17 protein-coding genes are annotated in these 14,007 nt (G+C 66.0%); 9 read left to right on the top strand and 8 right to left on the bottom strand.

The genetic code is table 11. The annotated features are described in order from the left end of the window. Nucleotides 1-119: 119 nt before the first annotated feature. From O0J15_RS10485 to O0J15_RS10505, 5 genes are all read right to left on the bottom strand, one after another. On the bottom strand, nucleotides 120-1,463 hold the full coding sequence (locus O0J15_RS10485) for an LLM class flavin-dependent oxidoreductase (RefSeq protein ID WP_308305612.1): 1,344 nt from the start codon (nucleotides 1,461-1,463) through the stop codon (nucleotides 120-122). Nucleotides 1,464-1,481: 18 nt separating this feature from the next. Next, entirely contained in the window at nucleotides 1,482-2,459 is a 978-nt protein-coding gene (locus O0J15_RS10490) for an MsnO8 family LLM class oxidoreductase (RefSeq protein ID WP_308305613.1), read from the bottom strand. A gap of 14 nt (nucleotides 2,460-2,473) precedes the next feature. Next, nucleotides 2,474-2,836, bottom strand: a complete 363-nt coding sequence (locus O0J15_RS10495; RefSeq protein WP_005409341.1) for a DUF3088 family protein — start codon at nucleotides 2,834-2,836, stop codon at nucleotides 2,474-2,476. 158 nt (nucleotides 2,837-2,994) lie between these two features. Next, entirely contained in the window at nucleotides 2,995-3,576 is a 582-nt protein-coding gene (gene msuE, locus O0J15_RS10500; RefSeq protein ID WP_308305614.1) for an FMN reductase, read from the bottom strand. Nucleotides 3,577-3,692: 116 nt separating this feature from the next. Further along, a complete protein-coding gene (locus O0J15_RS10505) occupies nucleotides 3,693-6,269 on the bottom strand; it encodes a TonB-dependent receptor (protein WP_308305615.1) in 2,577 nt (858 codons plus the stop codon). Nucleotides 6,270-6,606: 337 nt separating this feature from the next. Between O0J15_RS10505 and ftrA the strand changes: the two genes are divergently transcribed. From ftrA to O0J15_RS10520, 3 genes are all read left to right on the top strand, one after another. Further along, complete coding sequence (ftrA, locus tag O0J15_RS10510; protein ID WP_058982599.1) at nucleotides 6,607-7,608, top strand: transcriptional regulator FtrA; 1,002 nt, start codon at nucleotides 6,607-6,609, stop codon at nucleotides 7,606-7,608. A gap of 95 nt (nucleotides 7,609-7,703) precedes the next feature. Then, complete coding sequence (locus O0J15_RS10515; protein ID WP_019661341.1) at nucleotides 7,704-8,147, top strand: BLUF domain-containing protein; 444 nt, start codon at nucleotides 7,704-7,706, stop codon at nucleotides 8,145-8,147. A 97-nt stretch (nucleotides 8,148-8,244) separates the two neighbouring features. After that, a complete protein-coding gene (locus tag O0J15_RS10520) occupies nucleotides 8,245-8,712 on the top strand; it encodes a chemotaxis protein CheW (protein WP_164144331.1) in 468 nt (155 codons plus the stop codon). Nucleotides 8,713-8,723: 11 nt separating this feature from the next. On the opposite strand, the gene O0J15_RS10525 is transcribed toward O0J15_RS10520, so the two are convergent. Together O0J15_RS10525 and O0J15_RS10530 are read right to left on the bottom strand one after the other, a co-directional pair. Continuing rightward, nucleotides 8,724-9,224, bottom strand: coding sequence for a hypothetical protein (locus O0J15_RS10525; RefSeq protein WP_164133596.1), 501 nt, complete (start codon nucleotides 9,222-9,224; stop codon nucleotides 8,724-8,726). 92 nt (nucleotides 9,225-9,316) lie between these two features. After that, nucleotides 9,317-9,904 carry a TetR/AcrR family transcriptional regulator gene (locus tag O0J15_RS10530; protein ID WP_164133597.1) on the bottom strand — a complete coding sequence of 196 codons (588 nt, stop codon included), beginning with the start codon at nucleotides 9,902-9,904 and terminating at the stop codon, nucleotides 9,317-9,319. Nucleotides 9,905-10,137: 233 nt separating this feature from the next. Here O0J15_RS10530 and O0J15_RS10535 point away from each other — a divergent pair, with 233 nt between their 5' ends. The 6 genes from O0J15_RS10535 (at nucleotide 10,138) to O0J15_RS10560 (ending at nucleotide 13,161) form a co-directional block, all read left to right on the top strand. After that, entirely contained in the window at nucleotides 10,138-10,593 is a 456-nt protein-coding gene (locus tag O0J15_RS10535) for an SRPBCC domain-containing protein (RefSeq protein WP_308305616.1), read from the top strand. 11 nt (nucleotides 10,594-10,604) lie between these two features. Continuing rightward, nucleotides 10,605-10,919: a helix-turn-helix transcriptional regulator gene (locus tag O0J15_RS10540; RefSeq protein WP_005416268.1), complete on the top strand. Its 315-nt coding sequence runs from the start codon at nucleotides 10,605-10,607 to the stop codon at nucleotides 10,917-10,919. 2 nt (nucleotides 10,920-10,921) lie between these two features. Beyond that, nucleotides 10,922-11,380 (top strand): SRPBCC family protein, encoded by a 459-nt coding sequence (locus O0J15_RS10545; RefSeq protein ID WP_058982588.1) that lies wholly within the window; start codon nucleotides 10,922-10,924, stop codon nucleotides 11,378-11,380. 134 nt (nucleotides 11,381-11,514) lie between these two features. Further along, complete coding sequence (locus O0J15_RS10550; protein ID WP_308305617.1) at nucleotides 11,515-11,934, top strand: helix-turn-helix domain-containing protein; 420 nt, start codon at nucleotides 11,515-11,517, stop codon at nucleotides 11,932-11,934. Then, nucleotides 11,931-12,797 carry an alpha/beta fold hydrolase gene (locus O0J15_RS10555; RefSeq protein ID WP_188249789.1) on the top strand — a complete coding sequence of 289 codons (867 nt, stop codon included), beginning with the start codon at nucleotides 11,931-11,933 and terminating at the stop codon, nucleotides 12,795-12,797. The genes O0J15_RS10550 and O0J15_RS10555 overlap by 4 nt, the downstream gene beginning before the upstream one ends. Next, complete coding sequence (locus tag O0J15_RS10560; RefSeq protein ID WP_134732350.1) at nucleotides 12,790-13,161, top strand: DUF4180 domain-containing protein; 372 nt, start codon at nucleotides 12,790-12,792, stop codon at nucleotides 13,159-13,161. Before O0J15_RS10555 ends, O0J15_RS10560 begins: the two co-directional genes overlap by 8 nt. On the opposite strand, the gene O0J15_RS10565 is transcribed toward O0J15_RS10560, so the two are convergent. Continuing rightward, entirely contained in the window at nucleotides 13,158-13,940 is a 783-nt protein-coding gene (locus O0J15_RS10565) for a 3-hydroxybutyrate dehydrogenase (RefSeq protein ID WP_308305618.1), read from the bottom strand. The two genes, O0J15_RS10560 and O0J15_RS10565, sit on opposite strands and share 4 nt — an antisense overlap. Between the last annotated feature and the right edge of the window lie 67 nt (nucleotides 13,941-14,007).

Below are 14,007 nucleotides of genomic sequence, written 5' to 3' on the forward strand. Positions count from 1 at the left end.
TACCACCAGCGCGAGCTGGAAGGACAGACCGTGCGCGAGCATCGGGGCCTGCCGTACAAGGCCTGCCGCTATTCGAGCGACGCCGAGCCGGCGCTACCGAGTTCTCTCCGCTCATCGCCCTACCCCGCCTTCCGCGCCGGCTCGGCGTCGGTCGAATAGCGGCTGGCCTTGTACGGCAGGCCCAGATGCTCGCGCAGGGTCTGTCCTTCCAGCTCGCGCTGGTGGTAGCCGCGCGCCTGCAGGATCGGCAGCACCTGGGTCACGAAATCGTCCAGGCCCTCGCGCTGCGCGGCGAAGCCGAGAATGAAGCCATCGCTGGCACCGGCATCGAACCAGCGGATCAACTCATCGGCCACGTGCTCCGGTGTGCCGATGAAGTTCGGCCGTGGGCTCACTGCTTCCAGTGCCACCTGGCGTAGGCTCAGGCCCTTCTCACGCGCATTCTGCTTGATGCGGTCGGTGGTGGAACGGAACGAGTTGCTGCCGATGTCACCCAGCTCCGGGAACGGTGCATCCGGGTCGTACTGGCTGAAATCGTGGTGATCGAAGAAGCGCCCCAGGTACGCCAGTGCATCCTCCAGCGTGGCCAGTGCGGCAATCGCCTGATACTTGGCTTCGGCTTCCTCGGCGGTGCGGCCGACGATGGGGCCGATGCCCGGGAAGATCTTCACATCGCTGCCGCTGCGGCCGTGCGCGATCGCCGAGTTCTTCACCTTCTGGGTGAATGCACGGGTTTCTTCCAGCGACGGCGAATGGGTGAACACCGCATCGGCGTACTTCCCGGCCAGCGCGATGCCGTCGTCAGACGAACCGGCCTGGAAGATTACCGGCTGTCCCTGCGGCGAACGCTGGATGTTGAGCGGGCCTTCCACCTGGAAGAAGCGGCCCTTGTGGTCGAGGCGGCGGAATTTCTCCGGTGCGAAGAAGGTGCCGCTGTCGCGCTCACGCACGAAGGCGTCGTCATCCCACGAATCCCACAGCCCCTGCACGACGTCCAGATACTCATCGGCGATCTGGTAGCGCAGCGCATGCTCCGGGTGTGGCCGACCATAATTCCGGCCCGAACCTTCCAACGGCGACGTCACCACGTTCCAACCGGCGCGGCCGCCACTGAGCAGATCCAGTGAAGCGAATTGCCGTGCCACCGTGAACGGATCGCTGTAGGACGTCGACAGCGTGCCCGCCAGGCCGATCTTGTTCGTTGCCGTGGCCAGCGCCGACAGCAGCGAGATCGGCTCGAAGCGGTTGAGGAAGTGCGGGATCGACTTCTCGTTGATGTACAGGCCATCGGCCACGAAACCGAAGGCAATGCCGTTGTCCTCGGCGGTGCGCGCAATGTCGATGTAGAACTGCAGGTTGACGCTGGCATCGGCCGGATTGGACGGATGCTTCCAGGCATGCATGTGGCTGCCGGGGCCCTGCAGCATGATGCCGAACGGAATGTGGCGCGGGGTGGTGCTCATGGGAATCGCTCCTGCAGGTCAGGCCACCGCCGCGCGCGGCGCGGGCGACAGCAGTTCAAGGGATGTCAGGCGTGCGTCGAGGTCGGCCACCGGCGCGTCGAGGATGAATTCACCGACGCCGAAGCGTCGGTGCAGCGCATCCAGTTCGCCGCGTACCTGTTGCGCATCGCCGGACAGCACGCTTGGCCGTGTTTCCTCGATGCGGAAGTCCGCCACACCTACCTGGCGTGCATACTCGGCAGCCGCCTCGGGGCTGGGCAGGTTCACCGTCTGCCCCGGGCCAAGATGCAGCTTGTAGACGCGCAGCGCGCCGATATGGCGTGCGGCTGCTTCGGCAGTCGGTGCGGCGAAGGCCACCGTGGCCAGCAACGGCGGCTGCGAGGCGACGCTGCGGTAAGCGTCGAACGCAGCCTCGATATGTTTCGGGTTGCCATCGAAGTGCGCGGCGTACACGAAGCGCCAGCCGAGCTCGGCCGCCTGCCGTGCACTCTGCGGGCTGGCACCGAGCAGGAAGCGCTCCGGCGCCTGCTGCGGAATCGGCCGCGCCAGCACATCGGCTTCCGCGCCGGACAGATAGCCCTCAAGGTCGCGCACTTGCTGGTCGAAGTCGGCGAACGCCGGGCGCCCGGCCGCCAGCGCGGCAGTCGACGCTGGCAGGCCGCCCGGTGCCTTGCCCACGCCCAGATCCACGCGCCCTGGCGCCAACGCTGCCAGCAGGTTGAAGTTCTCCGCCACCTTGTACGGCGCGTAGTGGCGCAGCATCACCCCGCCGCTGCCGACACGGATGCGCCGAGTCTGCGCCAGCACCCACGCCGCAAGCACCTCCGGTGCGGGACTCGCCAACGTCGGCGCGGCATGGTGCTCGGCAAACCAGTAGCGGTGATAGCCCAGCTGTTCGGCGCGCTGCGCCAGCTGCAGGCTGTTGCGCAGCGCCTGCTCCGGCGAGGCGCCTTCGGCCACCGGGCTCTTGTCCAACACGCTGATCTGATAGCTCATGGTCGCGTCCTCGCTCAGGGATGGGCCACGGGGATGCCGAGCAACCCGTTCAGCGCGGCCAGGATCGGCTCGGCACCGGAGATGTACTGGCGGTCCTGGTGCACGCCACTCGCGAGGTCACTGCGCACGCCCTGCGGCAGCACCAGCTTGGGCAGCGACTGGTCCTGCTCGCCGATCTCGGCGATCACCTCCCGGCGCGGCCGTGCGAAACCGATGCGGCGCACGTCCAGCTGCGCGTCCAGGCCGTCGATGCTCGACAGCGCACCTTCCAGCAACAGGCTGTGCCGGCAGAAGAAACGCTGGCCGGGAATCTGTCCGTCCTCGAACTCACGGTCGAGCAGGAACAGGATGGGCTTGTCGGTTGCGTCCAGACTCACGGGGTCGTCCTCATCGGGGGGGCGGCAATGCGATGCCGCTTCGATATCGATGCTAGAGATGACGGCGGTCGGCACGGCGATGCCAGGCGACAATCGGCGGTCAGATCCGGCCATGCAGATGCGGCTTGGCCATAAGCAAAGCGCCGCCGGTTATGCCGTCAGGCGATGCGTCGCAGCGGCGCCGCTACCGCCAGCGCCTGCGTAGCCAGATGGCCGGCCGCCCGCTCGGTCGCCAGCGCGATCCGCGCCTGCAAGGCCACACTGGTGATGTGCTCGCCATCGAAGTCGGCAGGCGTGGCATACACCCCGATCGGCAGCGTGTGCGCCTGCAGGAAGCTGAACAATGGCCGCAGCTGGTGGTCGATCACCAGCGCATGGCGCTCGCTGCCGCCGGTCGCTGCCAGCAGTACCGGCGTATCCACCAGCGCTTCCAGCCCGATGAAGTCGACCAGGTGCTTGAACAGTCCCGGATACGATCCCCGATAGACCGGCGCAGCCACTACCAGCAGCCCGGCCGCCTCGATCTTCTGCAGCGCCTGCTCCACGGCGGGCTCCACTTCGTCGCGCGACAACGACTGCCCCAGCGAACGCGCGATCGGTGCCAGCTCCACCAGCTCCACGCTGGCATGCACCCGCTGCTGCAGCGACGCCAGCAGGTGCCGCACCAGCAGCAACGTGCGCGACGTCGCCGAACTGGTCGGCGACCCCACCACTGCAACCACCCTCAATGCAGAAGACATGAACTGCTCCTCGATGATGCCGAACTGCCGCCGGCCGCCTTTCGCCTTGTGTAGAACCGAGCCATGCTCGGCTGCTTTCGCCTTTGTGGAGTCGAGCCATGCTCGACTGCTCCAGATCAGAACCGGTAATTGATCCGCCCGTACCAGAACGCCCCGATTCGGCTCAGCACGTCGCCCGAATCCCAGGTCGTCTCGATGCTCGCCACATCGGTGGCACTGCGCGCGTACTCCGGCACCTTGCGGGTGCGCTTGTCGAACACGTTGTTGATGCCCAGCGCCGCACTCCAGCCCGCACCCAGTTCCACGCCACCGGAGAGATTGGTCACCAGCACCGGCGGCTGTTTGTACTCCACGCCGTTGTTCAGGCGCTTGATCGGGCCGTAGTAGGTGAAGTCGACGTTCGAGCGCCAGCGCCCGTTCTGCCAGCCCAACCCCGCCACCTGCGTGTAGCTGGGCGTACGGAAGCGCAGCGCGTACTCGCTGCTCTTGGTCAGCAGGTTGATGTTCGGCAGCCCCTGCAGCGCCCCTGGAATGTCGCTGACCTTCTGGATGGTGGTGCGCCCCACGTTGGCCGCATAGCTCCAGCGCAGCTTGCCCCACACGGTTTCCTGGTTGGCCTCCAGGGTCAGCTCGACACCGCGTGTGCGGGTATTGCCCACGTTGGTGAAGTAGCTGGCATAGAACGCATCACCCGGCAGGATGCTGATGCCGGCCGAACCCAGCAGCGCATCGATGGTGTTCTTCTGCGCCGCAGTCAGCACCGTGCCGCTGTTGTCGGTGATGCGCGCTGGATCCTGCGCGTTGTAGCCGATCTGGCTGGACTGGCCGAGCTGGCCACGGATGTCGATCTGGTAGGCATCCACGGCCAGGTGGAACGCCGGGCTCGGGTCCCAGGTCACGCCCAGGCTGTAGTTGGTGGCTTTCTCGGGCTTCAGCGGCGTGGCACCCAGTGCAACCGCCGCCGGCGAAGACACCTGCGCCACCAGCGTGGTGCCGCACGGGCAGCTGCCGGTGGCCTGGTAGTACTGCGCGCCCAGGCTGGGCGCGTGGAAACCGTTGCTGACCGTGGCACGCACGCCCAGCGCGTCGGTGAAGTCGAAACGCGTGGTCAGGCGGCCGGTGGAGACACTGCCGAAGTCGGAGTGATCTTCCCAGCGCGCGGCCGCATCCAGATACCAGCGCGAGGTGATGTTGGTGGCCGCGCCCACATAGACCGCCTTGCTGTTGCGGGTAGCCTTCACCGCGTCCGCCGTGGAATAGCCGACGAAGGCCGCAGCACCAAAGCCGGTATACGACTCCCACTGCCCCGCCCCACGTTCGTACTGTTCGTGCTGGTACTCGGCACCTGCGCTCACTTCCAGCGGCGAGGCGAACGCAGCCACCTCGAAGCCACGGCGCAGGTCGAGGTTGGCGATACCCTGCTGGTAGTCCAGCTTGCCGTCGTAGAAGTCGGTAGGCGAACCGGGGTATGGCAGCGAGTAGTTCACCGAGTTGCGCGTATAGGTGCGCACCGTGCTGCGGTTGCCGGTAAGGCTGGCGTCGTAGTCCCAGCCTGCGATCTGGCCTTTCACGCCCGCGGTGCCGGTGTACTGCTTCTCCTTGGTTTCCAGCACCGGCAGGAAGCCATCGGGAAACACGCTCAGCACGCCTGGAGCCTTGTAAGTGGTGAAGATGGTCGCCGGCAGACGGAAGTTCTGGATCGCCTGCGCGGTGCGGTCACTGGCCGTAGCGTTAGCGTAGAACTGCGCGCTTTCGCCCAGGCCATGGCCCGCATTCACTGCGAAGGCCTTCAGCGCATACGATGGCGAACTGAGGATGGTGTTGGCCTCGGCATCGCGGCTGGCTTCGGCCGGGTTCAGTGATGCGCCGGCCGGCAACCGGTTGTTCGGGCGCAGCGCAACGAGATTGCCGTTGGCATCCACTGCCGGATAGCTCAGGTAGCCATCGATGTAGCGGCGGGTGCGGATCGCATGATGCTGGCGGGTGGTCTCGCCAGACAGGTTGACGAAGCCATCGGCGCCCCACGGCAGGCCCACGTTGGCGCGCACGCTGGTTCGCGATCCATCACCGTCGATGCTCTGCCCGCTTTCCACGGCGAACTCGCCACCGTGTGCCTGCGATTTCAGGATCACGTTGACCACGCCGGTGATCGCGTCCGAGCCATAGATGGCCGACGCACCATCGCGCAGCACTTCCACATGGTCGATGGCCGAGACCGGAATCAGCGCCAGGTCGGCCCAGGCGTGGCCTGGGAAGCCGCCGCCGTTGGCACCGCTCACATAGGCACTGGCATTGCGGCGCTTTCCGTTCACCAGCACCAGCGTGTAGCCGGGCGACAGGTTGCGCAGCTGGTAGCCACGGATCAGGCTCTCCTGGTCGCTCTGGTAGCCACCAATCTGGCTGAGCGACGGCAGTGCGCGCTGCAGTGCTTCCAGCAGGTTGGCCTGGCCGGTGGCGGTGAGGTCTTCGGCGGAGATCACGTCGATCGGCGTGGAACTGTTCTTCACCGTACGCGTACTGGTGCGCGAGCCGGTCACCACCACGGCATCCAGCGTGGACGCGGCCACGTTGGCCGTCGCGGCGGCGGCAGCAGGATCCGCATCGGCTTCAGCCGCAAGGCTGGGCGAAGCGGCGAGGATGGCTGTGATCAGGACAGCGAGAGTGCTCAGGACAGGGGCGTGGGCGACAGGCATGGGGGCTCGTGGGGGTGGGCCGGAAACACGCTTCCATTCAAGGGCCTGTTCACCTGACGCGACAGGCGGGATCACGTCACCCAACCGTCATATCCGGCCACCCACATGACCGCTGGTAATGAGGTTAGGCGGCATTGCCGGTGCACTGCTGTCTGTAGAGCCGAGCCCACGCTCGGCTGCTCTTCGCGACGGCGTCAGATGCATCCCCCTGCCGGTATTGAGCCGAGCGTGGGTTCGGCTCTACAAGAGGGGAGCGACCGCTCCATATGCCTGGTCGGCATCACCTCATGCCCGCGCACCACTCAGCGCCATGCATCTGCACCCGTAGCATCAAGCCATGCCCAGCCCACCCGCCGACCCCGCTGCGCCGCTCGTTGCCATCGTCGCCTGCCACGGCCAGGGGCTGTTCGAATTCGGCTGTGCGGTGGGCCTGTTCGCGCCGATAAGACCCGAGCTCGGCGTGGCCTGGTATCGCACCCAGCTGTGCGCGGGTGAACCCGGTGCGCTGCGCATGCTTGGCGGAACGCAGGTGCAGCTTCCCTACGACCTCAGCACAGTTGATGACGCCGACATCATCGTCATTCCCGGTTGGCGCGAGCCCAGCGAGCGCCCGCCACAGGCGCTGCTTGATGCACTCATCCGTGCCCACGGCCGTGGCGCGCGCATCGCTTCGATCTGCTCCGGTGCCTTCGTGCTGGCGTGGGCCGGGCTGCTCGATGGCCGCCAGGCCACCACCCACTGGCGCCTCACCGAAGCGCTGGCGCGCGACTTCCCACGCATCGATGTGCGCGAGGACGTGCTGTACGTCGATACCGGCAGCATCATCACCTCGGCCGGCTCGGCCACCGGCATGGACATGATGCTGCACATGGTGCGCAAGGACTACGGCGCGCGCGTGGCCAACCTGGTGGCCGAGCGGCTGGTACTGGCGCCATGGCGTGATGCCGGGCGCAGCCAGCGCGTCAGCCGCGCCATTCCCCATGGCGAGCCCTCGCGTCTGGCAAAACTGATGGAATGGATGCGCCGCAACCTGCGCGAGCCGCACTCGCTGGGCAGTCTTGCCGAGCAGGCCGCGCTCAGCCAGCGCACGCTGCAGCGGCAGTTCCTGGAAGCCACCGGCCTGTCACCCATCGACTGGCTGATCCGCGAGCGCGTGGCATTCGCCCGCGAGCTGCTGGAAACCACTGACCGGCCGCTGCAGTGGATTGCCGAGCAGGCCGGCTTTGGTTCGCAGGAGTCGTTCCGCCGGCACTTCCGCGGCCAGGTGGACGCCAGTCCTACCGAATACCGCAGCCAGCATCGCGGCGGAATTGGCGCGGATCGGCTGGTGGGCTGCTGATCCAACGCATCACTCCCAGGTGATGCGTGAGGAAAGGCTCACGGCAGGCTACGGCGCCCCACGTATAGTGACGGGCGTCACAAGAAGCCCCTTCCATGCTCCACGCATTTGCCTACTCCAGCCACATGTCGGCTGGGCTTTCCGATGAAATCCTCCGGCAGATCGTCTCCTGCTCTGCCACGTTCAACCGTCGCGTGGACGTTACCGGAGCGCTGCTCGTCGACGGTCAGCGGTTTTTCCAGTACGTCGAAGGTCCTCCCGACGGGCTGGAGGCGGTCAAGCGCCGCATCCATGACAGTCGCTCGCATGCTGCCGTCGTTCCGGTACTGGACATGGCCATCAGCGCGCGTGCTGTTCCCTATTGGGCCATGACCCGCATCGACACCGGGCAGATCATGGTGTCCGGCCTGGTCAATGCGCGATGGGACGAATTTGGCCATGCCGTTCCGGGCATGGATCAGCTCGTCGGCCTGCTGCGTCCGCACTTTCCGCGCATCGGCCCGCTCAGTGCGCACCATGCGTCCGTCGGATCCAGCTGAACCGCCGCCTTGCGCGCGTAGTCCCACGCGGCCGCGTACTCCCTGCGCACGTCATCATTCAAGCCGCGTTACCCATCGTTCCTGCCAGATCCACAGCATGCCTGTACCCGCTCAACCTTCAACGCAAACACGTGCCTCGCCCGCCGAGTTGTTCGAGGTCGTCGTCCTTCGTGCAGGCACGGCCCTGTTCGCGATCGACGTCCAGGCTGCCGTGGAAATACGCGGCCCCGAGACCTTCGGCCCCGCAGATCATCAGGGCCGGCGGACCCTGGAGGTACGGGGGCAGCCGTTGCCGGTAGCCGACCTGCGCAGGCTCAGCGGTCAACCGGCATTCGGTGGCGGCAGCCCTGCCGTGCTCTTGATCAACGCCGGTAGCGCAACCCTGGCGCTGGCGGTGGATGAAGTGCTGGAGATCGAGACGCCGGACGCAACGCCAGACGTATCCGCGCCTGCCGAGGGTCGGGTGTTCAACTTCTGCAGCCGGCGTGTTCGGGTGGATTCCACACGTTCGGCTGCACTTATCGAACCGCAGTCGTTGCTGGCTGAAATGGCGGTGCGGGACTGAGGTGCCTCTGCTTAAGGGCGCCTGCGAACCGGTTGAGACCGCATGCGCCAGCACTGCGCGGCAAAGGCCAGCACAAACACCGCAGCCAATCCCAGCAGCGTGTGCAGCACCACCGGCGCCATCGGCGCCGCAGCAATCGGATGCGCTGCCGGCAACCGTGTCAGCGTTTCATTCACGCCCGGCACCAGCGACAGCAGGAAGCTGAAAGACAGCGCAAATGTCGACACGTAAGGTGCGGCGCCACCCAGCCAGCGCAGCCGGGCCGCCAGCACGCCGCCGAACGCCACCAGCAGCACGATCACTCCGAATGCGTGGCCCGGGTTGATCCCGCCCGTACTGGAGACGGTGAACGACGTTGCCACCGACAGCACCAGCCCGAGCAGGTACAGCTTGCCGGAGCGTGTCGCGGGGTCGATCGCGCGATGGCGAATGAAGGCATACAGGCCGGCGAACACCGGTACAAGGCTGACGGCCGTGTGGATCACGCCCAGCGTGGACAGAGAGTGCGACATGGAACATCTCCAAGGGTTGATTGAACCTACTAGTAGGTAGACTTCTGAATCAAAGAAAAGGCCTACGTTGCCGCAGGCCCAGCACACATCAATCAGGCAGCCGCGCTCACCCGCGCGATGGCCAGTCGTGCCAGCGCAGCAAACGTCGCCGCATCGCCGAAACCGCGCGCGGCCAGCATCGCGCCATGCACCGATGACATGAACGCCTTGGCCTCATCGGCCACCGAACCCTGCAGGCGCAGTTGACCCAGCGCCGCGCCCTTTTCCAACGTGAGCGCCAACCAGCCACTCAAATCATCGAAATGCCCGCGTACTTCTTCGGCAATCTCCGCAGGGATCATCGGCGCCTCTGCCGCCAGCATCGCGCAGATGCAGAACGAAGACGTGCCACCGGCAATACAGCTCGACCAGTAGTCCACATAGGCGTTGAGCTCCCGCAGCGGGTCGTCCAGCTGCCGGTCCAGCAGCGCCAGGCCTTCGCGCGCCTCGGCCCGGTACAGTTCAACCACCGTGCGCACCAGGTCCGCCTTGCTGGGGAAGTGGTGATGGATGCTGGCCTTGCTGATGTTCACCCGCGCCGACACGTCGGCGTAGCTGAAGCCGTTGTAGCCACCGGCCTCCAGCAGCGAGCGGGCATGGGCCAGGATCTCCTGGGCCTTGGGCGAGAGCGGCTCTTTCATGCCGTCAACCTACTAGTAGGTTGACGGCCTGTCAACTATCCGCGGCCGGGTGGGCAGCATCTGGTAGTGCCGGCCGCTGGCGGGCAACTGCACGCACCCAACTCCACCGGGATGCCGGCCAGCGGCCGGCACTACCGCATCCGGGCGTTCGTGACCGGTTTTGACATGCAGGTAGTTACCTGCATATAGTCCACTCAAGGGCGGCACCTGCCGGCCCATGCGAGGAACCTGCAATGGTGGATATCGCACACCGGGTCGGCATCAAGGCCCCCGTAAGCCAGGTGTACCAGACCCTGGCCACCCCCGAAGGCGTGGCGGCCTGGTGGGCTGAAGACACCCACGGCGACCGCAACGTCGGCAGCACGGTCAGGGTGCGCTTCACGAACAACGGCCAGGAAATCGGCGCCATGGAAATGCTGCTGGAACAGCTCATTCCCGGCGAGCTGGTGCTCTGGAAGTTCCTGGCCGGCCCCGCCGAATGGATCGGCACGCATGCACGCTTCGCACTGAAACAGGAAGGCGAGTACTGCATCGTGCTGTTCACCCACGAAGGCTGGAAGGAACGCGTCGAGTTCACCTCCCACTGCAGCACCAAGTGGGCGGTGTTCCTGATGAGCCTGAAAGCCCTGCTGGAAACCGGCAAGGGCCAGCCCAACCCCCGCGACGTCAGGATCGACAACTGGAACTGAAGACGCCCCGCATGAATGCAGACAAGGTGTTCAAGGCCTTGGCCGACCCCACACGCAGGACGCTGCTGGACCTGCTCTGCGAAGACAACGGCCAGACCCTCGGTCAGCTGTGCGAGCACCTGGACATGGCCCGGCAATCGGTCACCCAGCACCTGGGCCTGCTGGAAGACGCCAACCTGATCAGCACCGTGCGCCGTGGCCGCGAGAAGCTGCACTTCATCAACCCGGTGCCACTGCATGAAGTCTATGAGCGCTGGGTACGCAAGTTCGAGCAGCAGCGCCTGAGCCTGCTGCATGACCTGAAACGCGAACTGGAAGGAGAATGACGATGTCCGCAGAGTCCACCCGCTTCATCCACGTGATCTACATCGCCTCCACGCCACAGAAGGTGTTCGAGGCCATCACCCGCCCCGAGATCGCCCGCCGTTACTGGGGCCACGAGAACATCTCGGACTGGAAGCCCGGCTCGCGCTGGCAGCATGTGCGCGCCAACGAAACGCGCTCGGTCGAGCTGGTCGGCGAGGTGGTGGAAAGTACCCCGCCCTCGCGGCTGGTCATCACCTGGGCCGCCACCTCGCAGGCCGACAACCCGGACGCCTACAGCCGGGTCACCTTCGACATCGTGCCCTACCAGGACATGGTGCGGCTGACGGTTACCCATGAGGAGCTGGAACCGGGCAGCGGCATGGATACCGGCATCCGCCAGGGCTGGCCGATCGTGCTGTCGAGCCTGAAGTCGCTGCTGGAGACGGGCAAGGGGCTGGATGTGTTTGCCAAGCCAGCGTAGCCGTCGGGAGGGTTGGGCCGCGCGAGCGGCACCGGGCAGATGGCCCCCTGTCGCCGCCGCCGCGCAATTCCCAATCGCTCCCGCACATTGCATTTCGTGGAACAATAGGGAGCACATGGTTCTCGAGTTCCGTTATGTCCCCCGCGTTGCTAACCGTCGATCAGGCTGCCCAGCAGCTCAGCCTGCACCCCAAAACCGTCCTGCGGCATATCCGTAGCGGCCAACTGCGCGCGACCCGCATCGGCAAGTCCTATCGCATCACCGCCGAAGACCTCGACGTGTTCACCGGCACCGTGCGTGAGCCCTCCGCTGCGCGCCCACAGCTGACCACAGTGGTGGACATTCCCGGATGCGGTGCGGCACGTGCCGCCGACCTGGTCTGTGCCCTGCATGCGCGCGTCACCGGCCGCGAGGCCGACGATGAGCCGCTGCGCATGGAGACGATCTATTCGCCTGAGCACGATGTGCTCAAGCTGATCGTGATCGGTGGCCTGGCAGGTTCCACGGCGCTGCTGGTCAGCCTGCAGCGTCTGCTGCAGGACCGCAGCGCATGAAGCGGCAGCGCCCCGGCATTCCCACGCAGCACGTACTTGCCGCCTATCGCCAGGTGCTTTCGGACTGGCCGGTACCACACGAATCGCATCATCTCGCCACCCGCGCCGGTTCGACATTTGTGGTCAGCTGCGGGCCGGAACACGGCCCTGCCCTGGTGCTGCTGCATGGCACCCTCAGCAATGCCGCCAGCTGGATGTTCGATGCCGAACGTTGGAGCGAGTACTACCGCGTGCATGCCGTCGACATCATTGGCGAACCGGGCCTCAGCGAAGGCACGCAACCTGCGCTGGACAGCGACGCGCATGCGCAATGGCTGGATGATGTCCTCGACGCACTTGGCGTGGAAAGCGCAGCATTCGTGGGCCTGTCGTTCGGCGGCTTCCTGGCACTGGACTACGCGCTGCGAAGGCCTGCCCGGGTCAACGCACTGGTCCTGGTCAGCCCCTCGGGTATCGGGCGCCAGCGTGCATTCCTGCTCAAGGCGCTGCCACTGTTGCTGCTTGGCCGATGGGGACGCGAGCGCCTGCGCCGCGCGGTCATGGGTCCCGCGCCACTGCATGCACCTGCACGTGCGCAGCCGCTGCTCGACCTGTTGGCATTGATCCGTGCCGAGGTTCGGCCACGTCCGCTGCGCATTCCCCGCATCAGCGACGAGCGCCTGGCTGCGTTGCATCCGCCGGTAGCCCTTGTCATGGGCGCGCGTGATGCCCTCATCGACACCCCTGCCGCCGCCGAACGCATGAAGCGGCTCGTCCCGACGGCGGACGTCACCCTGCTCGCAGACGCCTATCACTACATCCCCGGCCTGCGCGAAGACATCCTCGCCCGGCTGCGTCAACTGCAGAACCTCCAGCATGAATGATTCCATTGAACACATCGGCACCACCGGCCTCCTGCGCATCGCGCCGCAGGGCCCCGCACTCGATGCCAACGGCCTGCGCGATCTGGTCGGCGATGCCCTTGGGTACCAGGCCGAGTGGATTGCCGTGCCGGTGCAGCGCCTTTCGGCAGACTTCTTCGAGCTGCGCTCCGGCATGGCCGGGCAATGGCTGCAGATGCTGGTGAACTACCGCCTGCGTTTCGCCGTGCTGGGCGATGTCAGCGCTTACCGCGCACAAAGCGAATCACTGGACGCGTGGATCACCGAATGCAACCGCGGCCACAACGGCTGCTTCGTGTCCGACTGGGATGCCCTGCTGGCACGTCTTCCCGTGTCGGCCAGCTAGCGCGCCGTCCAGCCCCCATCCACCGGCAGCGCCGTGCCGGTAATCTGCGCTGCCGCGTCCGAGGCCAGGAACACCACCATCTCGCCCAGCTGCTCGGGCGTCACGAACTGCAACGAGGGCTGCTTCTCAGCCAGCAGCGCACGCGCAGCGGTCTCCTGATCCGTGCCTTCGCGCTCGGCCAATGCGGTGATCTGCTGCTCGACCAGCGCCGTTCGCACCCAGCCTGGGCAGATCGCGTTTGCGGTGATGCCGGTGCCCGCATTCTCAAGCGCGGTCACCTTGGTGAACCCCACCACGCCATGCTTGGCCGCCACGTAGGCCGACTTGTTCACCGAGCCCACCAGGCCGTGCACCGACGCAATGTTGATGATGCGGCCGGCGCCCTGCTGCTTCATGTGCGGCAACGCCGCCGCCGTGGCATGGAATACGGCCGACAGGTTCAGCGCCAGGATTGCATCCCACTTCTCGACCGGGAACTCCTCGATCGACGCGGTGTGCTGGATGCCCGCGTTGTTCACCAGGATGTCGATGCGGCCCATCTTCGCCACGGCGTGGTCGATCATGCCTCGCACCGCCTCGCCCCGCGACAGGTCCGCGCCATCATGCGCCACCCGTACACCGAACTCAGTTTCGAGTTGGGTACGGATGCGCTCGATTTCCGCCGCGTCGCCGAAGCCATTCAGCACAATGTCGGCACCTTGCCGCGCCAGGGCTATGGCGATGCCAAGACCGATACCGCTGGTGGAACCGGTGACCACCGCAACCTTTCCACTGAACATGGGCTAGCTTCCATTGGGCGTAGGTGGCCAGTGTAGCTTCACCGGCGCGCCCCTTTAAGCGACGCTA

It is taken from the genome of Stenotrophomonas sp. Sm10, from assembly GCF_030985515.1.
Taxonomy (GTDB): domain Bacteria; phylum Pseudomonadota; class Gammaproteobacteria; order Xanthomonadales; family Xanthomonadaceae; genus Stenotrophomonas; species Stenotrophomonas hibiscicola.